Raw genomic sequence first — 25,151 nt, 5'->3', positions numbered from 1 at the left:
TGAATGAAACCATTCGAATTTGCCGATTTTGTAGAGGAATTTCAAGTTCCTTTTGTTGCATGTGAGGAATCAGAAGGGCGCTGGGCGGATAACGGCGACTGGATCCCGGGCAGCAAAGTTTCTGTTAACATGGTCGGAATCATCCTTCCTCTTTCCGAAGACGACCTAAGGTACGCTGAAGCCGGCACTTATTCCGAAAAGGACCGGAAGATTTACACGACACAACCGTTAAAAATCGGACAAAAAATCGAATACAAAGGCATCCCGTACACGATTCAGAATTTCAAGGACTACAGTGATTATGCGGATGTCTTTATTTATTATGCGAGGTGGGCGGGCAATGAATCTGCTGGCAATTAAAGAGATTATTGCCCAAATTAAGAGGGACACTGGTTTGCAAATTGTCAAAGCCAATACGACCGCCCCGCAGCCGCCGTTGCCGTACGGAGTCTATAATATTACTTCACCTTTCATTAAAGACCGGGGGAAGGGATCAATAACGCAATCTCCCGACGGAACTGAAAAACGAACGGAGCAATACAGGTTTACTATATCTTTTAATATTTTTGCTGTTGACAACGAAACCACGATTGAACTGGCTCACAAAGTTCATCAGTGGTTTTTATTTTTGGGCCAAGAATTTATCCAGGACAGGAATATGGCAATTGTTAGTGTCGGAAACATTGAAAACCGCACTACTTTTTTAATCGACAATTACGAATACAAACATGGTTTCGACGTCATTTTCCGGGCGACCGATGAACAGGTTCGCCACATCAATGAAACCATTGAAACTGTGAATATAGGAGGTTAGGACATGCCGTTACAGGATGTGAAAGTAACAATAGATATTAGGAAACCATCCGGCCTTGTTGGACTTGGCAAACCACTTATTTTAGCCAAAAAAACCGGAGCCAGTACCATCAAAAATTATAGCGATCTCAATGCGGTTAAAGTTGATTTTGCCGAAAGCACAAACACCTACAAAAAGGCACAGGCAATCTTTGCACAGGAACATCGCCCAAAAGAAATTTCTATTGCCACGTATGATTCCGCATCCACAACGGAAGGAAAAACACCTGCAGAAATCCTTCCGAAATACTATGACAACGACTGGTTTTTTGTCATTACTGCAGATGCAACTGTGACAGAGCAACTTGCCGTTGCAGATTTTATTCAAAGTCAAGGTTTCAAAATGTTTGTTGCGAAGGTCTCGACAGCTGCAGATCGAAACGGGTTCAAACAAAAAGCTTATGACTTAAGCATCCCTTTTTATCACACGATTGATACGGAGTATCCAGATGCGGCGCTTGTTGGAGAATTGGGCAGTCAGCCTGTAGGTTCCATCACATGGAAATTTAAAAAATTGAATGGGATCACTCCGATCAATGTCAGCACATCTGAACTCGCTGCGATTCATGCAGACGGTGCAATTGCGTACGTCACCAAAGCCGGTATTCCACAAACCAGTGAGGGAATTGTCGCCAGCGGTGAATACATTGACGTCATGCACGGCAAGGCTTGGATCAAAGTTAACATGGAGAACAATGTTCAGTCTGTGTTTACAAACAATCCTAAGGTTCCATATGACAGCCGGGGTATTAGCCTGATTGAAGGGGCTGTTACAACTACTCTTAAGCAGGCATTCGCAAACGGCATTATTGCTGCTGATGAAGACGGAAATGCACTATACACTGTTTCAGCAAAGTCTCGAAGTGAGGTTCCGGATGGGGAAAGAACGGGTCGTGTATATAACGGCCTGTCTTTTTCTTTTGAATTGGCGGGGGCCGTGCATGAAGCATACATTACCGGCGAGATTATGTACTAAGGAGGGGTAATCAATGGGAACATACAATGCCAATTTTGCAACCGTTGTTGTAGATGGACGATTTATCACCGGCTTTGATGACGGTACTTTCATTAAAGCTGAGAAGGACGAAGAGTCTTTTCAAACAAAAGTCAGCGCGCTGGGGGAAGTCATCGTTTCTGAAACGAACAATCCTCTCGGTACTATTACAATCACCCTTTCGCAAACGTCGCCTTCATATGCTTACTTGATGCAAAAGGCGAAATCAAAGACACCGTTTCCCGTTTGGGTGAATTACAACGATGGAACGCAAAAAGAAAAAGCTGGCGGAACGCAGGCAAGAATTAAGAAATCACCAGGAAAAGAGTTCTCTGATGAGGCGAGTTCCCGGGAATTTGAGTTCCAAGTTTTTGACTATACCGAAGAGTGATATAGATGGCTCTTTCTAAAAAGAAAAACAATCATACGAGGCAGTCCAACCGGGCTGCTTCTTTATATTTACACTACAAAGGAGAGATTTTTAAAATGCCTAAAATCGGAACACAAAAGACTATTACTGTTGAAGGACAAGAATATATTTTGCAACATCCCGGTACACGAGAATTTATCAGAATCCAAGATAGAATCATGACGGAAAACGGCGTCCCTTCTAACGAAAAACTAGCTGAAGAATTATTTAAACACGTTATTGTTGATCCAAAAGTAAGCTGGGAATATTTCGATGAGCATGACGGTTTTGAAGAGGTTTTCCAAGAAACTATGAGCTTTCTTAGAACAGGAAAATAGTTCGGATGATTCGGCGAAGCTCCGGACAGAAGTAAAAAACGAGTGGTGGTTTTGGCGCCCGATTGTTCATAAAGTGGTTTCTTACACAGAAGCTACCCGCATGTCGAAACGCCAGCTTATGAAGGCTAATATTGCCATGGACATTAAGGCCGAGCAAGAAGAAAAGGCCATGAAGAAAGGTAGCAAAAAATAATCAGGAAAGGAGGGGGAAAATGGAGCAACTTCGGAACATGACGGTCGATATCGGGCTGTATACGGATACCTCTCCTTTAGTTGAAGTTAACCGTGAAATAAATAAGTTCAAGCGTCAAGCAATGGGGGTCGGAAGTGAAGTAAACAAAATGACTTCCACCTTTAAATCTGCCACACAAGGAATGATCAAAGAGTCCCAGGCTTTTAATAAGCAGGTAAGCCGTCAAAGTGATTTGATTCGTAAATTAGCGCGAACATCCGGTATGAGTGCAGCACATCTGGCCGCAGATTGGTCCAGTATGAGCGACGAGATGAGGAAATCACTAATTAAGAATCACAACGAATTGATGAAGCATAGGAAAGATTTATTGCTTGTCAAAAATGATATGCGAAGGCTTGGGGCTCAAATGGGTCATTACACTGGTACCACCGATGACTTTATTGCCGAAATCCAAAGACTCGGGAAACAGCACAAAAAGATTTCTGATCAGATGATTAATAACAATCTTTCTACTCGGCAAAGTCTCATTCAAACAGTTGCCACAATGTCAGCCATGAGTGGTCAATCGGATAAGATAGCATCGAGTTATGATAGGGTTGGCAGCTCTTTATTAAAAGTTAATAAGCCGTTATTGGCTGTCACTGCCGGACTTGAACGCATGGCCCGAAACGGAAATGCTGCTGCTTTGGCTCTTCGTCTATTAGGACCTAATGCCAAAATGAAAGAATTACTTGATATGCAGCGAATGATTAACCAGGGAACCATGCGGTATCAAATGGTTGCGATTGCTGCTCTTGCTGCAGGTGCCCTGTTTTATCACGGTCTGCATAAGGCTGCCCGCGACAGCGTCCCCGGTTACGCGAAAGCATTCGATCAGATGCAAGCTAGTATGAGAAAAGCTTTTCAGCCAATGGTTGATGTTTTCGCATCAGTTATGGTACCTGTTTTTAAATTTATCAAATACATTGCAGACCTAACGATTAAATTTAATGAGGCGCATCCAGTTTTAGCGAAAATAATTCAAGGATTTCTCCTTTTAATACCGGCTGTAACTTTACTCTTAGCTCCACTCGCAGTAGGAATTGGATTATTCGCTGGCATGCAGGCGGCATTCGCAAGTGTTTGGATGCTAATTGGCCCGTTGGTAACCGGATTAGGTGCTATGATGGGAACTGTTCTTCTGGTTTCGGCAGCAGTAGTAGGTGTAGGCGCCGCCTTTTATCTTGCTTGGAAGCATAGTGAAACCTTCCGAAATGGCGTCATGAATGTCATTACCGGATTCAAAGCATTTTGGCAAATGTTAAAAGGCAACAGTGGTGGCGGAGCTTCAATGCTTACATCTCTCGGTATGGATCCGGCAACCATTCGTGGGATAATGTCATTTGCTATCACTGTCCGAAATGTACTCACTTCTGTTAAAAATGGATTTATCTTTGTAAAAGAAGCAGCAAAGGGCGTATTTGCGATTTTTACCGGAAACGTGGGAAAAGGCGCAAGTATACTAACTTCTCTCGGCCTTAGTCCGGAAACGATCAGAACCGTTATTTCAACGGTTACCTCTATAAAATCAGCGATGGTTGCAGGTTTAACATCGATTTGGTCATTTGTACAGTCGATCATACAAAGAATCGCTATTTTTTGGTCTCAAAACGGAGCTATGATACTCCAATCTGTAAAAAATGTCTGGTCCGTAATTGGTACAGTCATCAAGACTGTGATGAATGTAGTTTGGTCAATCATGAAATTCATCTGGCCTCTTGTCTTAGCACTTATCAAATCTGTATGGGGCAACATTAAAGGTGTTATAAACGGCGCTCTTAATATTATTATGGGCCTAGTAAAAATATTTTCTGGGCTGTTCACTGGGAACTTTTCGAAAATGTGGCAGGGCATTAAACAACTCTTTTCCGGAGCCATACAATTTATTTGGAATTTTATCCAATTGAACATGTTCGGGAAAGTACTCGGAGCCGGGAAAGCTTTCGTTATTGGTTTCAAGAACGTTTTTGTCGCATTATGGGGTGGCTTAAAGTCCCTATTCATGGGCGGAGTAAGAGCCATCTGGAACTTCCTTGTCAAAGGTTTTTCTGGTATGAAGAGTGCTTCTACCTCCATTTTTACTGGGCTGAAAAATGCTGCTCTTGGAATCTGGAACACACTGCGGGGCGGTCTTTCTGGATTGATCACTCGTATTGTTTCAGGTGTGAAATCAGCCTGGACTACTGCGAAAAATTTTACGGTTAATATGTTCAATAATATTAAAGATGCCGTGAAAGATCGATTTACTGCTATTGTTGACGCAGCGAAGGCACTTCCTGGAAAAATAGGTCAAGGTATCAAAAATATGGCCGGGAAAGCAATGTCGGGGGTCAAACATTTAGCAAATGCTCTCATCGGCGGGCTTGCTCAGGGGGTCAACGGAGTAACAGGCGGTATCAACTGGGTGCTAGGTAAGATCGGCGTTGATAAAAGGATTCCAAAATGGGATCCGCCGCAGTACGCAAAAGGAACAGATTTTCACCCAGGCGGTCCGGCGATCGTCGGCGAGCGCGGACGTGAGCTTATTAATGCTAACGGTCAAGTCTTTTTAGCCAACAAAAAAATGATGTTGAATCTCCCGCGTGGTGCTTCTGTCTTAACGAATAAGGAAACGGAGCGCCTATTAAAGGCTGGCTATCCCGGCTACGCCAATGGTGTAGGAAACTTTTTGAAAGATACATGGCAAGGAACGAAAAACCTTGGTAGAAAGGCGTGGGATGGAACAAAGCATGCAGCCGGTGCCGCATGGGATGGCACGAAAAAAGTGGCCGGAAAAGTTAAGGATTTGGGCATTGATGTTTGGAATTACATGTCGAACCCCACAAAGCTAATGAAGTTGGTTTTTAAAAAAATGGGCGTTGGATTCCCGAAAATGTCCGGTGCTTTTGGAACAATGGGTGTCGGTGCAATCAACATGCTAAAAGATAAAGCTATCGGCTACGTTAAAAAGAAAATGGCTGATCTCGGCGGTATGTTCAGCGGTAGCAAACCATCTGGAAATGTCGCGCAATGGATCCGGGCGGCAATGGCGGCGACCGGCGTACCCGATTCGTGGTTTCAGCCTTTAGTCACGATTGCCATGAAAGAATCCGGCGGCAATCCACGAGCATACAACGGTTGGGATATAAACGCCAAACGTGGCATAGCTTCCCGGGGTCTGATGCAGACCATTCCGCCAACTTTTGAAGCGTACAAATTGCCTGGCATGAATGATATTTGGAATCCAGTGCATAACGCGGTAGCTGCTATCCGTTACATCAAAGCTCGTTACGGAACCGTCTTTAATACGCCTGGCATTCGGTCGATGGCTCATGGAGGCCCTTATCGAGGTTATGCCAATGGAGGCATCGCAACAAAGCCACAGTGGGCCACGCTTGCCGAAAACGGTTGGAAAGAGTTCATCATCCCGACACAGCCAAGCAAAAGGAAACGAGCTCTTGGACTTTTGGAACAGGCGAATACAGAGTTGGGCTATTCACCAGACAGAGGTGGGAGAGGTTCTGGTAGTGTCTACTCATCTTCTACTGGTGGCGCAAACGGAAACCGATCAGTCTCAATCACCTATAACCCGCAAGTTGAGATTAAAGTCGAAGGGAATGTCGATCCGAAAACAGCTCACGGGTTAAAACAAGAGTTCCAAAAGATGTTAGACGACCATTACAAAAAATTACTTTCGCAATTCAACACAGGGGAGGTGCTCTGATTGGCAAAACTGGGTAAAGTGAAGCTGTTTATCGAATCTGAAGGTGACAACAGTTCTGTTGATGCTACCTCCTATCCTGTTGAGAAAGGTATCCCTTTCACCGATCATGTTCAAGAAAAGCCGGATGAGTTGACGCTCTCCGGTTTTATTATTGGTGAAAACTTTAAAAAAGATAAAGAATTCCTTAAGCAAGAAATGAAAAAAGGAACGATCATGACTTATATCGGTCGAAACATTGCAAAAAATGTCATCATTTTAAGCATTGACGGAAATGTCGATTCTAGCATCACCAATGGTTCGGCTATTTCTATTAAACTGCAAACGGTGCGTATTGCAAAAAACTCGTGGGTCAAAATCAAAAATAGCGGTAAGAAAAAGCCGACAAACAATAGTAAGAAACCAACACCTAAAAAGACTGCAGTTTATCATGTTACAAAAAAAGGGGATACGTATTGGGGGTTATCAAAGAAATACGGAACTTCCATTTCTCAGCTTCGGAAATGGAATAAGTACCCTGATACAAAAATCCCTATTGGCAAAAAGCTTCGCGTGAAATGAGGTGGTTCTTATCCGCGAATACATTCCAGTTGAAAAAGATTCTCTGCCTGAGCAATTTGAAATAGATCTTGCTGACGAAACATTTATTCTCGGGTTCGATTACAACAAGACATTTGATTTTTTCACGGTTGATTTATATGACATGAATATGAATCCGATTGTTCTAGGAGAAAAAATAGTGATCGGTGTTCCTTTGTGGTCAGATATCGTTGACGAACGAATCCCGGCTCCTACGCTTATTCCGTTAGACGAGTCCGGGAAGGAGATACGAATCACGTTTGACAATTTCATGAATACTGTTTTCCTCTTTGTTGATGATGCACCGCCGGAGGATGATAACGATGGATGATAAACTATTATTCGGGCGAGTTGTGAAAGTGCATGTACAAAGCGAAAAATACAAAACGGATTTTTCTGGTGATGATCTTCATATCGAATTTGAGGTTCCATTTGATGACGACGAGAAGCCGAATCAATCAACGATAAGCATTTTCAACTTGTCTACTACTTCGATCAGCCGAATTTCAAAAGGAGCTTCCCTTATTTTACAAGCCGGTTATCGCTCTGATTACGGTGTTTTAACTCAAGGCAAGATCACTAGCGTTTATACTAACCGAAATGGCGTTGATAAGATCACGACAATTACGTTACTTGAAGGTCAGGATTATTCCAAGAAAAAAACAGCGAAGCCGATCACGTTTAAGCCCGGGACGAAAGCCGATGTAATTATAAAACGATTAGTACAAGTACTTGGGATTCGCTTGCTTGAATTAAAGCTGCCTAAAAATGTCACTTACAAAAAGGGTTATTCAGTAACTGGAAACATCATGAATAACCTGGTTGAAGTCGTAAAGGATTGCGGTGCCTCATTATACTGGCGCCGTGGTGGTATGACGATCCGTTCTATAAAAGCAGGAACGGACGAACGTTTTCGATTGGAAGAAAGTACTGGACTTATTGAGTCGCCAGAAACGTTTGAGGAAGAAGGAGTAAAGGGATACAACGTGAAGTCTTTACTTCAGCATCGTGTAACCACAGCATCTATTATTGAAATAAAGTCGAAAACGGCTAATGGGAAGTATCGTGTCAAGAAAGGTAAGCATATTTGTAACGGTAACGATTTCCGCACAGAAATGCAGGTGATTTAATGGCGAATGACACAAGTTTTTATGAGCAACTTGCAAGAAATATCAAACTAAGCATTCATACTCTGGCTCCGGCGAGGGTTGTTTCTTTTAATGAAACTAAACGCACGGCCGACATTGAAATCCTTTTTATGTCTCGTGATGAAGAGGGAAATGTAGAAAAATATCCTCTTATTCAAGGTGCACCGGTGCTCGGTCATCGCTATAAAGTCGATGGAATTATAAAAACATTTTCGCCCATTCTTCAAAGTGGTGATGTGGTTTTTGTTGGTTTTGCGGAACGTGCAATGGATCATTTAAACGACTCTAAACCGTTCGATCCGCAGTATTTAAGGACTCATTCTATTATGGATGCGGTAGTTCTGGGGGTGTTTTTTTGATTTCTCCGAAATTGAAAGACGGTGACCTTGCCATTGAAAATGGGGAATTAGTGATGATAGAAGGTGATGAAGAGCTCGTCCAATCGGTTCTGTCAGTACTGCAGACACGTAAGGGCGAGTTTTTCCTTGAAGAGGAACATGGTGTTTTTCTTGATAATCTTCTTGGTAAAGCGGCCAATCAAGAAGAAGCAAGGGATGATATTATTGAGGCTATCTCTCAGGAGGAGCGTATTGCTTCTGTTGAAGATGTTACTTTTGCGGATGATAGGAAAGATCGTATTAGGAGCGTTTCTTTGAAACTCCGAAAAGCTGATAGTGATGCTTTAATGATCGAGGGGGTAGATTTTAATGCTTGACAAATATGGCTTTCAAAAAAAGACGTATACTGACCTTCTCGATGACATGGAAAATAAAACAAAAGAACTATTCGGTCAAAACATCAACACCACACCAAGAAGTCCTCTCGGTCTTATTCTTCGTCTATTTGCTTGGTTTCTTGCTGGGGTGTGGGAATTAGCCGAAAAAGTGTACAATTCAGGTTTTATCAGCAAGGCAGAAGGAGTTGCTCTTCAGAATTTGGCTGGCAACAAGGGTATTTTTAAAGAGCCTGCCGCCTCATCAACGGTTACGCTAAAATTTACTGGGCAGCCAGGCGTTGTTATTCCAGAACAAACGACCTTTTGCACAACTAACGATATTTATTTTTTCTTGACGGAAGATGTCACCCTTGATGCTAACGGAACCGGAACCGGAAAAGCGGTTTCTGTTGAAAAAGGCATTCACACAAATGTAGGAACTAATACCATAACCGTTCAAGCAGAACCAATGGAGGAAATCACTAGCGTGACCAATCTCGAGCCAGCAACAGGTGGGCGCGATGAGGAAACGGATGTTGAATTTCGACAGAGGTTAAAAAAATCAACCTCCACAGGTGGAAAGGCCACATCACCGGCCATTTTATCGGCTTTAGGTCAAACGCCTGGTGTCATTTCCTATAATGTTGTCGTAAATAACAAAAAGGATCCGGATCAATATGGAAACCCAGGCAAATCCGTTCATGTCTATGTTCTTGGTGGAGATAGGCAGACAATTGCTGAAACGATTTTTGATTCTGTGGCTGGAGGTATTGAGACTGTCGGGCAACAGGTCGTCATGGTTGAAGATATAAGCGGCACAGAGCATGAAGTGCGTTTTGATTATGCATCGGAAACGAGTATTAGGCTTCAGCTACAAATCCAAACCAATGCTTCTTTTCCCGCTGACGGTATTCAAAGGATAAAAGACAGTCTTATTCAATATATTGGAGGAACTGACTTCGAAGGAACCTTATGGTTCGGTTTGAAAATGGGACAAGATGTAATTTATTCGCAGTTGTTCGAACCGATTTTTTCCGCGGTTGAAGGGATTGACGATGTTTCATTAGTTATCGGTCGAGACGGTAGCCAACTGATGTCTACCAATATTCGTATCGATCCGTTTGAGGTCGCAAAAACAGGCATTGATCTGATTGAGGTGACCGTCACATGATTACAGACTGGCTTTCGAAACTGACAGATAATCTTAAAAAAGATCCGAATTCCAATATCGGAAAACTTCTCTCAATAGTAGATAACGAGATTGAGCAGCTGAAAACTACTCTCATAAAAATCGAACAATGGCGAGACATCAATAAGGCTGAGGGTACAACGTTAGATTTAGCCGGTGAAAACGTTGATCAACCAAGAGGAAAAGCCACAGATGAAATCTACCGGGTTTTGATACGCGGTAAAGAGGCGCTTAATCAGTCAGACGGAACAATCAACAAAATTATTGAAGTACTGGCTATCACGCTCGATTGTAAACCTTCGGATATTAATGTTTTTTCGTTGAAAGAGACTGGGGAAAACGAGCCAGCTACAATTGTCGTTAAGAAGGCACCATTAGACGCATTAAACCGAGTCGGTCTTTCGCCTGGTCAGTTTGTTCAGATCGTTGAAAAAGCTGTAGCGGTTGGTGTTCGTGTCGACCGCGTAAACCTTGAAGGTACATTTTCCTTTGCAAGTGGTAATTCAATCGAGGCAAGCGAGTTCGGCTTTGCAGATAATTCCAGTGCAACTGGGGGAACATTAAGCGGCATCTTTTTACCTGCAGACGAGTACCAGCTGCCAATTTAAGTAGAAGGAGGTTGATAACATGCCGTTTTCAAAAGAATTGCCTACGTGGAATAAGCCCGGGACGTCCCCGCCACAAAGTTTGAAAGACAACGGATGGGAAGCGAACCAAAAACCCCCGGCTGATTATTTTAACTGGTTTTTTTACACAGTCTATAACGCGCTGAAGGAGTTACAGGAAAAGGGATACACAAAAGAAGAGATTGACGCTTTTGTCAACACCGTTCAAGCCAATCTTACAAGCCATATTAATGATAAAAACAACCCTCATTCTGTAACTAAAGCCCAAGTAGGACTAGGGAATGTAGACAATGTAAAGCAGGCGACGAAAACCGAATTCGATTCACATAATACTGATGCAGTCCGCCATGTTACGCAAGCTGACAAGGATAAATGGAACGCTGCAGCCCCGGCCAACCATACACATGTGAACGCCACATCGACCACGGCCGGTTTTATGTCAAATACCGATAAATCAAAATTAGACGGAATTGAAGCGGGTGCAAATAAATATGTGCATCCTACGGGGGATGGAAATTTGCATGTTCCGGCCACGGGAACGACGAACGATAAAAAAGTTTTAAAAGCCGGTAACACAGCCGGAAGTGTATCCTGGGGAAATGTTGATTTTAGTGAGCTAACCGGGAAGCCTACCACTCTGTCAGGTTACGGCATTACTGACGCGGCTCCCTCTTCTCACGTAGGATCTGGCGGTTCTGCACACGCGGCAGCTACACAAACAGCCAATGGTTTCATGTCCGCATCCGATAAAACGAAACTTGACAATATTGCCGCCGGGGCTGAAGTCAACCAGAACGCTTTTACATCTATCAAAGTTGGCACTACTACCGTTGATGCGGATAGTAAAACGGATACATTGGAGTTAGTAGCGGGCTCTAATGTATCCATTACACCAGACGCCACGAACGACAAAGTCACGATTGCAGCTACTGTGCCAGTTTCATCTGTCAATGGAAAGACCGGTTCTGTGGTTTTAAGCGCATCTGATGTTGGAGCAGAGACACCTAGCGGAGCTCAAGCAAAAGCAGATCAAGCAGAAGCCGATGCAATCAACTGGACTAAAAGTTATGGCTTGGGAGATGTTGCAAAAGATATTTCCAATACGGATCTAAATAACTTAGATGTTACAGGATTTTATAGAGGAGGTACTTTAGCAAACAGTCCTGATGGGACAGTAAGTACATTCTATGTCATCAATATAAAGTATTCTTCAACTTACAAGCTTCAAATTGCGACAAGAACTGCTACTGTGGGAGATAGGACATACCAAAGAATTAATGATAATGGGACATGGACATCGTGGGTACAGCTAGAGACAACAGTAGGAGCGCAGGCAAAGGCGAATCAGGCGGAAACAAATGCTAAAAACGCCAGTGTACCATTGTCAGGAAACGTGACGAAGACAGGGATGCTGACTCTTCCAGATGGAATTAATTTTAATCGGCAACAAAACTTTAAAAGTGCAAGTGATTTACCTTCTGCTTTTCCGACAGGTGTGACTATGTTTTTTGTCAACGATTCATCCAATATATTAGGATTTCCACGACAATATGGAACCGTTGTTGTTTTCAAGGGATACAATAACATGGCATGTACGATGTTTTTCTACCCATACAACAACAACGACAAAATAAAGTATCGACATGCTTTATATAACAGTGATGTGTGGTTATCTTGGGAGACAATAGAAACAGATGCAGGAGCCCAAGCGAAAGCAGATACTGCAGAAGCTAACGCCAAAAACGCTTCTGTTCCACGTTCTGGCGGGACGATGACAGGAGAGCTTAATTTTGCTGATGACGGTGAAGGTGTAACCTTCTTTGGCGGAGCGAGAGTATACAAAAAAGTCGGTACAGGGTTAGTTTTACGTAGACATTCTAATAATACAGACCCGCAAGTGGAAAGTAATGATGGCACATCTTTATGGAAAATATGGCATGCAGGAAACGGTGGTTCTGGAAGTGGGTTAGACGCTGACAAAGTAGATGGAAAGCACTTTACTGATATTCAAGCCGATTCACAAGCGAAAGCCGACACCGCCGAAACAAATGCGAAGAACTACGCAAACACCTTAAAAAACGATTTAGAAATTCTTTCATGGATGGGAGTGTGACCAATGCCGAATACTCCAAAACGATTATATATCGGTCAGCCCGGGACTGCAGCTTCTACGTTATATACCGTTCCGGCGAACACGAAAAGCATCGTGAAAAATGTTGTGTTAACGAATACCACCGGAGCGGATGCGACGATTACCCTCCATTTTGTGCCGAGCGGAGGAACTGCAGGAGCAGCGAACAAAGTTATTTCTTCGTATACTGTTTCCGCAAATGATACGGTTGTAATTGATTTGTCCGCTGTTCTTGAAGCAGGAGATACCATTCAAGGATTGCAAGGAACGGCAAGTGCAGTTACCGTTTATCTTTCCGGGGTGGAGGTGGCTTAATGGGGATTCAACGGTTGAAGCCAGTAAGTGGCGGAACAGATTGGAGTAAATATAGTAGTTTTTATCGACGTGTTCAATCACCTGTATTAATTCAAAGTACCAATTATCCCTCGGCTGACTTAATCAACATTCGAGGATCAGGTTTTTTAGAAAGAGTATGGTTGGAACTAAAGTGTGGTGACCGTGCAAACCTAAATTACGAAATGCAATTAATTTTAGACGAAATAATCATCCTTAAACTAGTCAAAACGGATAGTATTGATGTACAGGGAAACCGGGTCATTCGGTTAGTTTTAGGGGAGTCTTCAACCACCGATTTAACATCGTTGCCATTACAATTTAACGATGTAGGTTCATTGGGAACGGGTGAGAAAGGAATCACAGGAAACATTGCTAACCGCTTGTTCTTTAAAAACAGTTTACGGGTGGTGTGGAGTGCAAGCGCTGGATTCTTCTATAATTCGCCAAACCCCACATTTATAGCAACCTTATCAGGAGGATTAGGATAATGTTAAAAATTTTAAAACAATACTCCGAAGGTGAGTACCTGATCACAGAATATACCCGTGACGGGCAAACCGTTTCTCATGTGGTGAAAACACCGTTTCTTGATGAAACGGATGGCGATGTGATTGAGCTGCCAAAAAATCCGTTGCTTGAAGCTCAACAAAACATCGAAACGATCAAACAGCAAAACGCGAATATCATGCTGCAGCTGGTTAAGCAAAACAACGAATTGCAGAAACAAATCAAAGAACGGGATCAACATCTGGCAGATGTGAAAATCCAAAATTCGACGCTTATGCTTTTGCTCGCGCGAAACGGAATTAATTAGGAGGGAGCGACATGTGGGTGAATTGGATTAAAGGTTACTTTGACGAAAAACTTTATGATAAAAACGATGTCAAAGAATTTGTGAAGGCTGGTTGGATCACGGCTGCTGATTATAAAAAAATTACTAATGAGGACTACGCTGCGTAAGGCGTTTTTTTTATGTCTTCAGGAGGGCTTCGGCTCTCCTTTTTTAATGGAACTAATAGATAGATAGGGGGTCAAGAGATTGGAGGGCAACGACATGGAGATTTGGAAAGATCATGAGGTTAGGATTCGCGGCCTTGAAGGGCAAATGCAAAGTTTAAATAACAGAATGGCGAATTTTGAAAACAACCAGCTTCGCTTTGAAAACACGCTTATGCAAGAGGGGAAGGAAACCCGCGATCTTCTTCGCTCGATGATCAACCATGATCAGGATATCGATAAAGCGAAGATAGAAATGAAAAGGCAATTGTTTGACCATAAACGTGAAACGAAGGTCAAAGTCATTCAACTTTTGCTGGGCGCGTCTGGGCTATGGGCCGTTATTCAACTGATAGTTGAGCACTATTTTAAATAAAGGAAAGGATGATATGAAATGGACAAAGGCACTATCATCAGAACAATCGTATTGGCAATTGCGTTAATCAATCAATTTTTAGTGGGGTTCGGACTCTACAAAATCCCAGGCACAGCAGAGGAGCAAACAGCGATTCTCTCCGCGGTGTTTACGTTTGTTTCAGCTGCTGTCGCTTGGTTTAAAAACAATTACATTACTGCGAAAGGAAAACGTCAAAAAGAAGTCTTGAAACGTGAAGGATTAACGAAATAAGGGCAGCGAGTAATCGTTGCTCTTTTTAATTTTATTTGAAAAGGAGTCGATGAAAAATGAGTTTTAATGTTATCGCTGATTATGTAAAGATAAATCAATACACAAGGCCTGGTATGAAGCGTTCTGCTACAAAAGCGATTGTGATGCATTATACAGCAACGCCCGGCGCATCAGCAAAGAATGAGCGAGATTATTTCAACGGAACGTGTATTGCCGATCAGCGTTATGCGTCAGCCCACTATTTTGTGGATGATGATGAAGCAAGGCTCATTATGCCAGAAGATGAAGTTGCATACCACGCCCACGATAACAATCGGTGCTATATTGCAAAGTTAAACGGTAACGCTAATTTAACGGCGATCGGCGTGGAAATGTGCATTGATAGAGCAGGGAGAATTACGGAAAAAACGTTTGAAAATACAGCACAATTGGTTGCTCAACTCTTGAAAAAATACGGCCTAGATCCTAATGACATCTACCGACACTACGACATTACGGGTAAAAATTGCCCAGCTCCGTGGGTGTCTGACACCTCACAGTTTAGCAAGTTTAAAAATCGTGTATCTGAGATTATTTCTGGATCGGCGAAGCCTGCCTCTAAACCGGTTGTAAAAGAAGCCCAAAAGAAAACATTCCGTATTCGTGTGAAAGCATCTACTTTGTGGTACTACAATAAACCGAATTGGGATGCAAAGAAGGATACTGTTAAAAAAGGTGATGTATATACCGTAGTTGACACACTCACCGTTGCTGGTTCGAAGATGTACAAGCTGAAATCAGGAAATTATATCACCGCAAATTCGAAATATGTTGAGGTTCTGAAATAATAAAAACAGCCCGCCTCTTATGAGGTGGGCATTCTCTTCAAGTTTAATTAATCAACTATTGCTATAACACGAGCATCCACGATTCTTATTTCACCTGGGTCAAAAGCGCCGTCGTTATTGGTTTGATTACCCGCGATTATAACTTGCTGTCCTTCTCCGTAATAAGCATTTTGTTTAATTGTCTTTTCGATTCTTTGGGCTAACTCCGATATTTCATCTTCTGTTTCAAAATATTGCGTATCAACATGAGTTGCGCAAGTACCGTTTGCTGTCTCTCCTGTTGTGTAATATGTAGAGCAATCATTTTCAAAATCCCAATCATAGGATTCACGGCAAACATCACCGATTTTGTATTGTTCATCTTCGTAAGTTCCACGTACACCAACAACAAAGTAATTGTTTTCAATGATTTGTTTTGCCAATTCTCTATAATTCATTGTTCATTCCTCCTAAGATTTTAATAATTTGCGTCATCCCCTGCTGTACTTATAATATAACATATAAATAATTGCATGTAAAGTATTATATGATAAAATTCTGAAATTATTTGGCACTTTTTTTCTTTCGGGCGTATTCTTCCAGGTCGGCTTTTAAATAAAGACGCGTTTTTCGGCTCTCACCAAACTCAATAAAAGGGATAATCTTTCCGGTTGCTACCGACTGGTTAAAAGCTGATACAGATTGGCCGGTAATTTGTCGGGCCTCCTCTTGCATTACAAGATTGTTTTTTATCCATTTTTTAATTTCTTGATTGTTCATCGTTTTCCTCCAGTATTGGTTTAAAGTATTTTTCTTCTGCTTCTTTTCTTGCGGCAATCGCATCTTCTTTTTCATCAAAATGACCAAGATTAATTTGTTTTCCTTTAAAGCCGATGTATGCTTTCCACTTTTTTCGGCTTTCCATCCACATAACACCTTTGTGGCCACTTTTATTCTTTTTGTGCAGTTTGGCTTTTAGTGCTGTCTTCCTGGTTCCATCTACTTTGTCTTGCTCAATATGCTTTTTTACCCCTTTGTCGCGCTTTATCGGCTGTTTACATCCACAACTTTTATAGTGGCCGTGCAACAAGCTGTAGCCTTGCAAATAAACGATCTTACCACAGCTACATTTGCATTCCCATAAAAGGGTATTGTTAGTGCCCCTTTGATCGCTTAATTTAACAACGGTTAACTCACCAAACTGTTGCCCGGTTAGATCGATTCGCTTTGAGTCTACTCGTTTTGGCATTAAGCAATCTCCTTTGTTCCTAAAAATGTTTTAATACCTTTTTCAATACGGTAAAAATCAACCATTTTTGCACCGCGTTTAAGAAAATTGTTATATACAGAAGCATATTCAATTTTTGTTAACTCTTCTTGCACCTCAACACATTCAGAATCCATATATCTTTCGATTGTGTAAGTCATAGTATCTTTATTGCCGATGATGACCATCTTGTGAATACGGTTAGCTTTTTTGATTTGTGCCCATGCCATTTTAAGTGCTCCTGTAAGATACTCCTTTGCACTTCCTCCAAACTTCACAACTGCTGCTCTTGCGATCTCCCAAGCTCTAACCATTACTTTTTTAGTCATCTTCATTTCCTCCTGTCGTTTCACTATCTGTATAAATAATAACATGTAATTAATTATATGTAAAGTACTTTCCGAAAATTTTTTTCGACAAAAGAGGACAAAGTTGAACAAACGTAGAATAAAAAGTACATGGAGGGTAGGACTTCCGATACGAAAAAGCTCACCTGCCGAAAGGTGAGCTTTCTCTATTTATGGCCATAACATTTGAACCAATTTAAGGATTTTAACGAATATTTCGTGTATGTGTAAGCTCTAAACTTATAAGGTTGCTTTAAAAATTATTTATATTTTGCTCTGTTACATTTTAGACAATTAATGGTATGATAAAAATAAAACAATGGTGGGTTAAGATGAAGTATTATATATTCTTAGATGACTCAGGGCAATTGCATCCGAATTACCCATTAGGAGATTATTTTGTTTATGGTGGTTTATTACTTAAAGAAGAAGACTTTCATGGAATAAATGCTTCTTACAAAAAACTTGTCCAGAGTATTAAAAAACAAAAAGGCATTACTAATGAGCTGAAAACCTGTGATATGAACATAGCAACACGAAGACGATTATTGAAGAAACTGGCGAGTTATTCCTGTGATCAAATTTTTGTATGTGTAAAAGTTCCCACATTAGTTAGGATAAATTTTTCTTCAAAAAGAGACGTTACCAGATATAAAAACTATATAATAAAGAGATTGATCGAACAATTAATAAATAACTCAAAAATACCCAAAAAATGTACTTTTATAGAAATTCATATCGATAATCAAAATATTGCACATTCGGCACAAGACTCATTACAGGATTACCTTTTTAATATTTTTAACGAAGATAATTATTATTATGCACATCAACAATACCATAAAACATCTTTCCAATGCGATTTTCGTGTTTTTTATAAGGATTCAAAAACTAACTACCTTATACAGGCCGCCGACTTATTAGCAAATACTAAGTGTCAAATACTTAATGGAAAACCTAATCTTCAAAGGCTCCTTAAAAAAGGGTACACATCATTAAGACTTCCAGATGGAGTACAGTATAATTAAATGCTTTACAGGGGACAATAAATAATGTATCATATGGTTACAGCGTTTTTAAACGACTGTCCGACTTGCGGAATTGCTATTTTTTAGTAAGAGTACTGTTTTGTGCTCCGTTCCGTGGGGGCATCCTAGTTGGATGCTTTAACTTATGATATTTGACCCGATCTAAAAACAGATCGGGTTTTTATTTTATAAAAATCTTGCCTTCCGAGACCAACTTTTTATAATCGAGGCATGCTACCGATCACTTGAATATCAACAACATCTGAAATCCTTAACTTGTGCACTTCATCATCTTTATCCACGATCCATAATTCTTGGTCATAACTTTTGATCCGGGTTATATATCCTTGCAATTCCTCATAAAATCCGCATCTATAATATGTAAATTTCAATATGTATGTAAACTCCATCGCTTCAAGAATGATTTCCTCAAATTCCCGTAGCCTTTGTTCATCAATAACCGGCTTTTCAACTTTTTTCATTTCTTCCTTCTGCCATATGAGCATTTCTCTATGCTCCGGTAACATCATCCGGCTTGATTCCCACATCAAGTTATAGCCCGGTGTCAATTTATTCGGCATAAAATCATCTCCTTTCGGACTATATTATATACGAATAAACGTTCGATTTATACTGGAAATTAAAACATACGTTCGGTATAATGAGTATAGAGGAGGATGACATTATGCTTAGTTTTTTGGAAAAATGCAGAGTAGCTGGTATGCCAGTTGAAATTATTTATATGTCTGATTCGGGCGTCATCACACAACGCACAATTTCTATCCAGTCGATTTCAGGATCCACGATAAAAGCATACTGTCATCTTCGACGAAGAACTAGGACATTTAAGTTAGAAAATATCTTAGGGGTCAATTACAGAAAAAAGGGAGAGGTTCAATTGCGTAAGATAAGTAAACGGCAACAAGAAATTCTTGATTTAATAACTAACTACATTAGGGAATACAGTTTTCCACCAACTGTTCGAGAAATATGTAATCTTTCCGGGTTGCGTTCAACGAGTACGGTACATCGCCATCTTGAACAATTGCGTAAGAAAGGATTAATTACCTGGGAAGAAGGACTACCAAGAACATTACGGTTAATTGATCAATCCGCCTCATAATGGCGGTTTTTTTAATGCGACAATTTTAGATAAAGGATTCGACAAAGAAACAAGCGAAAGTGATTATGAGGTGATCACTTTTGCAAAACAATATAAAAGAGTTTCTTGATGGGCGGCCAGTGACTTGGCTTGCGCAAAAAACAGAAATTAATCGAAATACTTTACATTCATACATAAGGGGAACAGATCCATCCTTAAGCAATGCATACAAAATTGCTGACGCCCTTAACAAAACCGTATATGAGATATGGCCGCCAAATAAGTAGGCGGTCATTTTTTTATCATATATGACCAAATTTTAGTCATATATGATGACCAACCAATCATATGTATTTATCAAGTAAGCGAAATCCAGTTCAGAATGAAAGGGGAAATCGGTATGAAATCCAATAAAATCAAGGTGTTTTTAAAAGCTCATGAGGCAGGAAAAATCTTTTTAACCTCTGAGGGCAAAGCATTGTTAATCAAATTAGAAAGGAGATCAAAAGATGGCATTAAAAAAGGTGTCGCTCGTTCTTAATGTGGATGATCCGGAGCAACAAAGATTGTATCAGTTTGTCACTCAGCTTCCGAACGGAAAAAAACGAAATGCTAGTGCTTTTCTAAAAATGCTGGTAGACCGCGAATATCAAAAGCAGGCGCAATTAATCACGCCTGCCGAACCAAAAGTAATCAAGGGAAATGGAGGGATTAAATTTACCTTAGAGTAAGGCATTTACGAGCAATCCAACTGCTGCTCCACCTGCAACTCCAATTAAGAAGAACATGTTCGTCAACTCCTTGGCTCTTTTTATTTAGTTTTATCGTTTGAAAGGATTTTATTCAAAAGGAGGAAACAATCGTGAGAACGGAAACGATTGATTTTAGAGCGTTTATGAGAAAGGAATGGAGGGATAAAGAACCAAAACCGACACCGACACCATTGAAGATCATACGCCTCGGCTACGGATTATTCGTTCTTATGGCTCCGAAAACGGTTTTTGCTGGAACAGCAGATGCGACATTTGGAAATGTTTGGAGTGCCGGCCTAAATATTGTGGATTGGATTGCCGTGGGAGTATTCTTTTTCGCTGGTGTCTCGTGGATGTTTGGGCATCGATCAAAGTCACTGGAATTGCTGATTGGAGGGGCATGTGGCTACATTTTAGCCCGACATGCTGTTGATATTAAAAACTTCTTAAGGACCATATAAGGGGGAATTCGAATGTTTGATTACTTGTTGGATAAATACAATTCGTTTGCTGATAAAATAGTGGGGGCTGAGATTGAAGCGATTCTAAAGCCCCTCGGCAATGGACTTCTTGAAGCAGCAATTTTCGTTGGGCATACATTGACCGATTATATGCCCGAGATTGGCGCCGGGTTTACTATCATCTGTGGAGTAGGAATGATGATTACTGGAAAAGTACCAAAATGGTTTGCACGCTGGGGATTCGGGATGATGGGAGCGATTATATGGCTGGCCGTCGCATAAAATCGATTAAAATGTCGGATTACTTTTCTTACCTGAAAAACAAAATGGTCACCTATCGCATTATTCCTCACTTAAACGTCACGAATAATCAAAACACAAAGCTTTGGCGTATGCTCCATAAAATGTATGAAATTTATGATTCGATTCCAACCAGGCTTAAGCGTAACAGCTTTAAATTTACCTACCGCGAAAAAGACACTATATGGTTTGATATAGTTTTCCGGCAGCGGGAAGGGAGACGGTCCATTGAATTTTACGCAAGTACATCCGAAGTATGGGCAAAGAAGTTCCGAGAAATCCTTGAGAATTATATGAAAGTGACGATCGAAGAAGTTGGTTCGGAAGTGCTTCGTATTCCAGAGGGAAACGTGTTGCGAGAAATACGATTAGCCCGGCATGATATTTTCAGCCTGCAAACCGATGCCCGGGAGCAAACTTCTCCTATCTCTTCTATTATGTCAGCACTCAATGATATTTCACAAGACGGTGACTTTGCCCGTCTTTCTGTTTGTACCGAGACGGAAAACCGTCAAAAATGGTTAAAGAATGCGTCCTGGGCGCTCGAAAAACTGTCAAAAGGTAATGTGCCGCAGCGCGGGAAAATAACTGCTTCAAAAGTCAGCAAAAGCGTAAAAACTGGCATCGTCACGCTTGTAAATGAAGTATATGACCTATTAGATGATACACTGAACGCTATTTCTAATGTCTTCTTTAAAAGTGACAAGGAGTTTAAAAAGAAACCAATCGTTGATAAAAAGCAAGCGCTGATCAACGAAATCAGTTCCGGCCAGCTTTCATCAAAATCAATGAGTAAGGCAAATCAGCCCGTTTGGAAAACGCATATTCGCATTGCTGCTAAAACTGAAGATCCACTTAGATCAGAATTAATTACGAATACGATCGGAAGTGCTTTTTCCGAATTGTCCGGGGATAACGAGTTACTTCCTATTAAAATAAAGTTCAAAGCCAGAAAAAAAGAAATCATCGAAGAGTTGAATACACTTCATCTTTCCAGCCGAACTAAAGCCGACGGAGATCCGAACCTATTATCATGTGAGGAACTATCAAAAGTATCGTTGCAACTTCCAACAGCAACTGTTCAACAGAAATTCGAAGATGCACTTTCCGTTAATCGAAAGGTTGAAACTGATATTCCTAGCGTATTGGCTACAGATAAAGGAATAATGGTTGGCCATGCTGAAATTAAAGGCGAACAGCTCCCGATCAGTATTCCAATGAGCAATTTAGACGAAACCTTCCGATCATATGGATTTGTCGGCAGTCCCCGGATGGGAAAAGATACACTCATGAAAAACATGATTGTAGAAGGCTGCATGCATCACAACATTAGTACATTTGTCATTGATGCAATTATGGAAGATGGGGAACGCGGGCTTGCTGACGGGATCCGGGATGCACTTCCGCCCGAAAAAATTATTGATCTTGACCTAAGTGATGAAGAATATTTCCCACCAATGGATTTGACCGAGATTGTGAGAAAGTTAGGTGCAAGAAGGGGAGCCGATCGGTTTGCAAATGAGCTTATAGACTTTTTTGGAGACGTTGCAGAAATGGGGCAATCCCGAGCTATATTACGAAGTTTTGCCAAAGCGAGTAAAGGCAGCATATTCAACATTAAATTAATGCTTGAAAACGAAGATATTCGTCTAAAACGCATTAAAGAACTTCGTGCACAGGGTCAGGATCGTCTTGCGAACGAATTAGATAAATGGACTACAACGTATAAAGAAAAGATCGATAAAAATGGAAATGTAGATATTGTTGTTGATCGTGACGGGCAGCGGTCCCTAGAAGCAAAAGCCAGCTCCATTTTATACCGACTTGAAGAGTTTTTAGGAACAGAATCTACATTTAATATATTCGCCCAGGATCCGCATCCGGAATTGGATTTTGAAAAATGGATGAAGGAAGGGAAAGTAATCATCCTCCGGATCCCGAACAGAAAACTGGGACCACTGCCGACAAGAACTTTGGCTCATTGGATTACTTTGAAAGTATTTATGACAAAGCTTCTAATGAACCCGAATGAAGCTAAAACCTTCATTGTATTTAATGAGCCCCATCAATACTTAACACTGGGATTAAAAAACCTTATGCAGAGGATTGTGCTCGAAGGGCCAAAGTGGCGATTATCCGGTCTGTTCGCTTTCCATCATTTTGGACTTTTGAAACATGGATTAGATGAGGATTTAACAGCAGCAGGGATCAACTGGTTTTTGTTTGCCAATGATAACAAGAAAGTATTTGAAACATTATCAGAACAGCTTAAGCCTACATTTGATGTGGAAACAGCAATGCTCACAGAAGCTTATCATGCTATTGTCATCGTACGATTTAATGGCCGCCGTCAAAATCCCTTCCTTATTAAAGCACTTGCTCCGCCATCTAAAAGATATCCTGAACACGATAATTCATTTTTGACAAAGCGGCATGCACGGCAATACGGCCGGCACTGGCAGGAGATCGAAAAGATGATCGCTGAAAAAGAAAAAATTCTTGCTTAATTTCAAAAGCAGTTCTAAAACGGGGCAGCCGCAGCATATGCTTTATTGCAAAGCGAAGCTCCGCAAAAAGCGTTGGGGCTTACTATACCCTCTACCAGATTCGGTAGGGGGATTTATTTTTTTCTTAACCAGTTCCTATTTAATTCAGAAATAAATTGCCCCATGCGGGCAGGAAAAGGGGCAGAATTTCATCACATTTGCTAATTTTTCATCCAACTTAATCCTATAATGTGTTTTCAACACTTGATATAACAGGGTTTCATCAAAATACATCATACTTGTTCCTACTGTGTACTACTGATTCCTAAACTGTGCGTCGGAGGTTCGATTCCTGTTTAGCTTTAAGAATTAAAATGCAAACATAATTGCAAACGGAATTGCAAACTACCTTTACGAATAAAAACGAATGGGTGTGAAAACAACTTGTTTTATCTTGGTATATTTGGATGTTTGCAAAATCCAAAAGAATTGATAAGAACGCATGTAAGAGATAAATTTCACGTTCGGGACGTGGGGGTCGCAGGTTCAAATCCTGTCTTCCCGACCAGTATTACATAATAAATCATCTTGCGGTATTTGGGCATTTTGCTGAAATGCCGCTTTTTTGTTTGTGGAAAAGAAAACCCCTGGCAAGGTCTAGGGTTCCAAAAAGCTTTCAGCGTGGTATTAAAAAACTCCCCTGTGGTGCTAAAAATTTTTGGTTCGTCAGCCAAAATATTAGCATACAGAGGAGTTTTTATGTCCAAAGACACTAATAGTTTAGCACACACGAAATGGAATTGTAAGTATCACATCGTATTTGCCCCAAAGTACAGAAGGCAAATCATTTATGGGAAAATCAAAAAGGACATAGGAGAAATACTGCGCACTCTATGTGAGAGAAAGGGTGTAGAGATTATCGAAGCAACAGCATGTAAAGATCACATACATATGTTGGTAAGTAGTCCCCCTAAGATAAGTGTGTCCGCATTTGTAGGATAGTTAAAAGGAAAAAGCAGTTTGATGATATTTGATCGTCATGCCAATTTGAAATACCGGTACGGGAACCGAAAATTTTGGTGTACCGGATATGATGTGGATACAGTGGGAAGAAACAAGAAGGTGATAGAAGAATATATACGTAACCAGATCCAGGATGATATAGTCGCAGAACAATTAACGATGATGGAATATATTGATCCATTTACAGGTGAAGAGGTAAAGAAAATAAGAAGGAGGCCTTTGAGCCCTGGCCAGTAGAAGTAGTACACCTGGCGAACCATTCAGTAGCCCTTTAGGGTTTGGTCAGTAACAAAGGCTTCCAGCCTAGAGAAAACCACCCGTTATCACTATCACGGGTGGTTTTTATTACGACCAAAATACATATACCATCATAACAACGTAAAATCCAACTACTCCAAAGGCTCTTACTTTATGCTCCTTTACTAAGCCAAGAAAGAATAGAAAGCACATCAACGTAAACAAGCCTATGACTATGTATTGCAGTTGGATTTTAGAAACCATGCTTGTTACAGCTGCTATTATGGTTAAAATCGCGACTATATTACTATAAAATTTTAACTTTTGATTTGCCATCCTATCAATCCCCTCTAATCTTTAGTACTATTACACTATATCAAATATTCAGAAAATAATGTAGAATATTCCCAACACAGGAAAAGGAGGGAATAAGTTAAAAAAAGGATTTGTAATTTTAGTACTTTTGGAC

35 protein-coding genes and 1 pseudogene are annotated in these 25,151 nt (G+C 40.9%); 30 read left to right on the top strand and 6 right to left on the bottom strand.

Annotated elements, in window-relative coordinates; translation table 11 throughout:
* Positions 1–3: 3 nt before the first annotated feature.
* The 21 genes from WD019_RS15250 (at position 4) to WD019_RS15150 (ending at position 15,700) form a co-directional block, all read left to right on the top strand.
* The gene (locus WD019_RS15250) at positions 4–360 is read left to right on the top strand and encodes a hypothetical protein (protein ID WP_035350974.1); all 357 of its coding nucleotides are present in this window, start codon (positions 4–6) and stop codon (positions 358–360) included.
* On the top strand, positions 341–814 hold the full coding sequence (locus tag WD019_RS15245; RefSeq protein WP_425712023.1) for a phage neck terminator protein: 474 nt from the start codon (positions 341–343) through the stop codon (positions 812–814). Before WD019_RS15250 ends, WD019_RS15245 begins: the two co-directional genes overlap by 20 nt.
* Positions 815–817: 3 nt before the next feature.
* Positions 818–1,828 (top strand): DUF3383 family protein, encoded by a 1,011-nt coding sequence (locus WD019_RS15240; protein ID WP_425712022.1) that lies wholly within the window; start codon positions 818–820, stop codon positions 1,826–1,828.
* A gap of 13 nt (positions 1,829–1,841) precedes the next feature.
* The gene (locus tag WD019_RS15235; protein ID WP_425712021.1) at positions 1,842–2,237 is read left to right on the top strand and encodes a phage structural protein; all 396 of its coding nucleotides are present in this window, start codon (positions 1,842–1,844) and stop codon (positions 2,235–2,237) included.
* A 5-nt stretch (positions 2,238–2,242) separates the two neighbouring features.
* Positions 2,243–2,593 carry a hypothetical protein gene (locus WD019_RS15230; RefSeq protein WP_425712020.1) on the top strand — a complete coding sequence of 117 codons (351 nt, stop codon included), beginning with the start codon at positions 2,243–2,245 and terminating at the stop codon, positions 2,591–2,593.
* A 212-nt stretch (positions 2,594–2,805) separates the two neighbouring features.
* On the top strand, positions 2,806–6,528 hold the full coding sequence (locus WD019_RS15225) for a transglycosylase SLT domain-containing protein (protein ID WP_425712019.1): 3,723 nt from the start codon (positions 2,806–2,808) through the stop codon (positions 6,526–6,528).
* On the top strand, positions 6,529–7,086 hold the full coding sequence (locus WD019_RS15220; RefSeq protein WP_425712018.1) for a LysM peptidoglycan-binding domain-containing protein: 558 nt from the start codon (positions 6,529–6,531) through the stop codon (positions 7,084–7,086). It abuts the gene before it with no gap.
* Between the two features lies 1 nt (position 7,087).
* Entirely contained in the window at positions 7,088–7,435 is a 348-nt protein-coding gene (locus WD019_RS15215) for a phage baseplate plug family protein (protein WP_425712017.1), read from the top strand.
* Entirely contained in the window at positions 7,428–8,234 is an 807-nt protein-coding gene (locus WD019_RS15210; RefSeq protein ID WP_425712016.1) for a phage protein, read from the top strand. Before WD019_RS15215 ends, WD019_RS15210 begins: the two co-directional genes overlap by 8 nt.
* Complete coding sequence (locus WD019_RS15205) at positions 8,234–8,611, top strand: Gp138 family membrane-puncturing spike protein (protein ID WP_425712015.1); 378 nt, start codon at positions 8,234–8,236, stop codon at positions 8,609–8,611. Before WD019_RS15210 ends, WD019_RS15205 begins: the two co-directional genes overlap by 1 nt.
* Positions 8,608–8,967 (top strand): DUF2634 domain-containing protein, encoded by a 360-nt coding sequence (locus WD019_RS15200; RefSeq protein WP_425712014.1) that lies wholly within the window; start codon positions 8,608–8,610, stop codon positions 8,965–8,967. The genes WD019_RS15205 and WD019_RS15200 overlap by 4 nt, the downstream gene beginning before the upstream one ends.
* Positions 8,960–10,138, top strand: coding sequence for a baseplate J/gp47 family protein (locus WD019_RS15195; protein ID WP_425712013.1), 1,179 nt, complete (start codon positions 8,960–8,962; stop codon positions 10,136–10,138). The genes WD019_RS15200 and WD019_RS15195 overlap by 8 nt, the downstream gene beginning before the upstream one ends.
* Positions 10,135–10,764 (top strand): hypothetical protein, encoded by a 630-nt coding sequence (locus tag WD019_RS15190; protein WP_425712012.1) that lies wholly within the window; start codon positions 10,135–10,137, stop codon positions 10,762–10,764. The genes WD019_RS15195 and WD019_RS15190 overlap by 4 nt, the downstream gene beginning before the upstream one ends.
* A 19-nt stretch (positions 10,765–10,783) precedes the next feature.
* Positions 10,784–12,895 carry a pyocin knob domain-containing protein gene (locus WD019_RS15185; RefSeq protein ID WP_425712011.1) on the top strand — a complete coding sequence of 704 codons (2,112 nt, stop codon included), beginning with the start codon at positions 10,784–10,786 and terminating at the stop codon, positions 12,893–12,895.
* A gap of 3 nt (positions 12,896–12,898) precedes the next feature.
* A complete protein-coding gene (locus tag WD019_RS15180) occupies positions 12,899–13,228 on the top strand; it encodes a hypothetical protein (RefSeq protein WP_425712010.1) in 330 nt (109 codons plus the stop codon).
* On the top strand, positions 13,228–13,737 hold the full coding sequence (locus WD019_RS15175) for a hypothetical protein (RefSeq protein WP_425712009.1): 510 nt from the start codon (positions 13,228–13,230) through the stop codon (positions 13,735–13,737). The genes WD019_RS15180 and WD019_RS15175 overlap by 1 nt, the downstream gene beginning before the upstream one ends.
* A complete protein-coding gene (locus tag WD019_RS15170; protein ID WP_425712008.1) occupies positions 13,737–14,063 on the top strand; it encodes a hypothetical protein in 327 nt (108 codons plus the stop codon). Before WD019_RS15175 ends, WD019_RS15170 begins: the two co-directional genes overlap by 1 nt.
* Before the next feature lie 11 nt (positions 14,064–14,074).
* Positions 14,075–14,209: an XkdX family protein gene (locus WD019_RS15165; protein ID WP_425712007.1), complete on the top strand. Its 135-nt coding sequence runs from the start codon at positions 14,075–14,077 to the stop codon at positions 14,207–14,209.
* 94 nt (positions 14,210–14,303) lie between these two features.
* The gene (locus tag WD019_RS15160; RefSeq protein ID WP_425712006.1) at positions 14,304–14,621 is read left to right on the top strand and encodes a hypothetical protein; all 318 of its coding nucleotides are present in this window, start codon (positions 14,304–14,306) and stop codon (positions 14,619–14,621) included.
* A gap of 18 nt (positions 14,622–14,639) precedes the next feature.
* The gene (locus WD019_RS15155) at positions 14,640–14,873 is read left to right on the top strand and encodes a phage holin (protein WP_425712005.1); all 234 of its coding nucleotides are present in this window, start codon (positions 14,640–14,642) and stop codon (positions 14,871–14,873) included.
* 56 nt (positions 14,874–14,929) lie between these two features.
* Positions 14,930–15,700, top strand: a complete 771-nt coding sequence (locus WD019_RS15150) for an N-acetylmuramoyl-L-alanine amidase (RefSeq protein WP_425712004.1) — start codon at positions 14,930–14,932, stop codon at positions 15,698–15,700.
* A gap of 47 nt (positions 15,701–15,747) precedes the next feature.
* Here WD019_RS15150 and WD019_RS15145 read toward each other — a convergent pair whose 3' ends face one another.
* The 4 genes from WD019_RS15145 to WD019_RS15130 form a co-directional block, all read right to left on the bottom strand.
* Positions 15,748–16,137 (bottom strand): hypothetical protein, encoded by a 390-nt coding sequence (locus WD019_RS15145; protein ID WP_425710654.1) that lies wholly within the window; start codon positions 16,135–16,137, stop codon positions 15,748–15,750.
* Positions 16,138–16,243: 106 nt separating this feature from the next.
* The gene (locus tag WD019_RS15140; protein ID WP_425712003.1) at positions 16,244–16,459 is read right to left on the bottom strand and encodes a hypothetical protein; all 216 of its coding nucleotides are present in this window, start codon (positions 16,457–16,459) and stop codon (positions 16,244–16,246) included.
* On the bottom strand, positions 16,440–16,928 hold the full coding sequence (locus WD019_RS15135; protein WP_425712002.1) for an HNH endonuclease: 489 nt from the start codon (positions 16,926–16,928) through the stop codon (positions 16,440–16,442). Before WD019_RS15135 ends, WD019_RS15140 begins: the two co-directional genes overlap by 20 nt.
* Positions 16,928–17,275 (bottom strand): hypothetical protein, encoded by a 348-nt coding sequence (locus WD019_RS15130; RefSeq protein WP_425712001.1) that lies wholly within the window; start codon positions 17,273–17,275, stop codon positions 16,928–16,930. Before WD019_RS15130 ends, WD019_RS15135 begins: the two co-directional genes overlap by 1 nt.
* Before the next feature lie 350 nt (positions 17,276–17,625).
* On the opposite strand from WD019_RS15130, the gene WD019_RS15125 reads away from it, so the two are divergent.
* Positions 17,626–18,321, top strand: a complete 696-nt coding sequence (locus WD019_RS15125; RefSeq protein WP_425712000.1) for a DUF3800 domain-containing protein — start codon at positions 17,626–17,628, stop codon at positions 18,319–18,321.
* A gap of 218 nt (positions 18,322–18,539) precedes the next feature.
* Here WD019_RS15125 and WD019_RS15120 read toward each other — a convergent pair whose 3' ends face one another.
* Positions 18,540–18,902: a YolD-like family protein gene (locus WD019_RS15120; RefSeq protein ID WP_425711999.1), complete on the bottom strand. Its 363-nt coding sequence runs from the start codon at positions 18,900–18,902 to the stop codon at positions 18,540–18,542.
* 104 nt (positions 18,903–19,006) lie between these two features.
* On the opposite strand from WD019_RS15120, the gene WD019_RS15115 reads away from it, so the two are divergent.
* The 8 genes and pseudogenes from WD019_RS15115 (at position 19,007) to tnpA (ending at position 24,682) form a co-directional block, all read left to right on the top strand.
* Positions 19,007–19,444, top strand: a complete 438-nt coding sequence (locus tag WD019_RS15115) for a hypothetical protein (RefSeq protein WP_425711998.1) — start codon at positions 19,007–19,009, stop codon at positions 19,442–19,444.
* Positions 19,445–19,563: 119 nt separating this feature from the next.
* On the top strand, positions 19,564–19,710 hold the full coding sequence (locus WD019_RS15110) for a helix-turn-helix transcriptional regulator (RefSeq protein WP_425712077.1): 147 nt from the start codon (positions 19,564–19,566) through the stop codon (positions 19,708–19,710).
* Between the two features lie 113 nt (positions 19,711–19,823).
* On the top strand, positions 19,824–19,964 hold the full coding sequence (locus tag WD019_RS15105; protein WP_425711997.1) for a hypothetical protein: 141 nt from the start codon (positions 19,824–19,826) through the stop codon (positions 19,962–19,964).
* Positions 19,933–20,154 (top strand): hypothetical protein, encoded by a 222-nt coding sequence (locus tag WD019_RS15100; RefSeq protein WP_425711996.1) that lies wholly within the window; start codon positions 19,933–19,935, stop codon positions 20,152–20,154. The genes WD019_RS15105 and WD019_RS15100 overlap by 32 nt, the downstream gene beginning before the upstream one ends.
* 131 nt (positions 20,155–20,285) lie before the next feature.
* On the top strand, positions 20,286–20,636 hold the full coding sequence (locus WD019_RS15095) for a glycosyltransferase (protein ID WP_425711995.1): 351 nt from the start codon (positions 20,286–20,288) through the stop codon (positions 20,634–20,636).
* A gap of 12 nt (positions 20,637–20,648) precedes the next feature.
* Positions 20,649–20,918 (top strand): hypothetical protein, encoded by a 270-nt coding sequence (locus WD019_RS15090; protein ID WP_425711994.1) that lies wholly within the window; start codon positions 20,649–20,651, stop codon positions 20,916–20,918.
* Complete coding sequence (locus tag WD019_RS15085) at positions 20,900–23,443, top strand: ATP-binding protein (RefSeq protein WP_425711993.1); 2,544 nt, start codon at positions 20,900–20,902, stop codon at positions 23,441–23,443. Before WD019_RS15090 ends, WD019_RS15085 begins: the two co-directional genes overlap by 19 nt.
* Positions 23,444–24,181: 738 nt before the next feature.
* Positions 24,182–24,682, top strand: a pseudogene (gene tnpA / locus WD019_RS15080) (IS200/IS605 family transposase).
* 108 nt (positions 24,683–24,790) lie between these two features.
* Here the strand turns inward: tnpA and WD019_RS15075 are convergent.
* Positions 24,791–25,018, bottom strand: coding sequence for a hypothetical protein (locus tag WD019_RS15075; protein ID WP_425711992.1), 228 nt, complete (start codon positions 25,016–25,018; stop codon positions 24,791–24,793).
* Between the last annotated feature and the right edge of the window lie 133 nt (positions 25,019–25,151).

Origin of the sequence: Fictibacillus sp. Mic-4, from assembly GCF_049843615.1 — a bacterium.
Classification (GTDB): Bacteria; Bacillota; Bacilli; order Bacillales; family Fictibacillaceae; genus Fictibacillus_A; species Fictibacillus_A gelatini.
The sequence above is the reverse complement of the archived record's forward strand: the minus strand, read 5'-3'. Positions and strand labels throughout refer to the sequence as shown.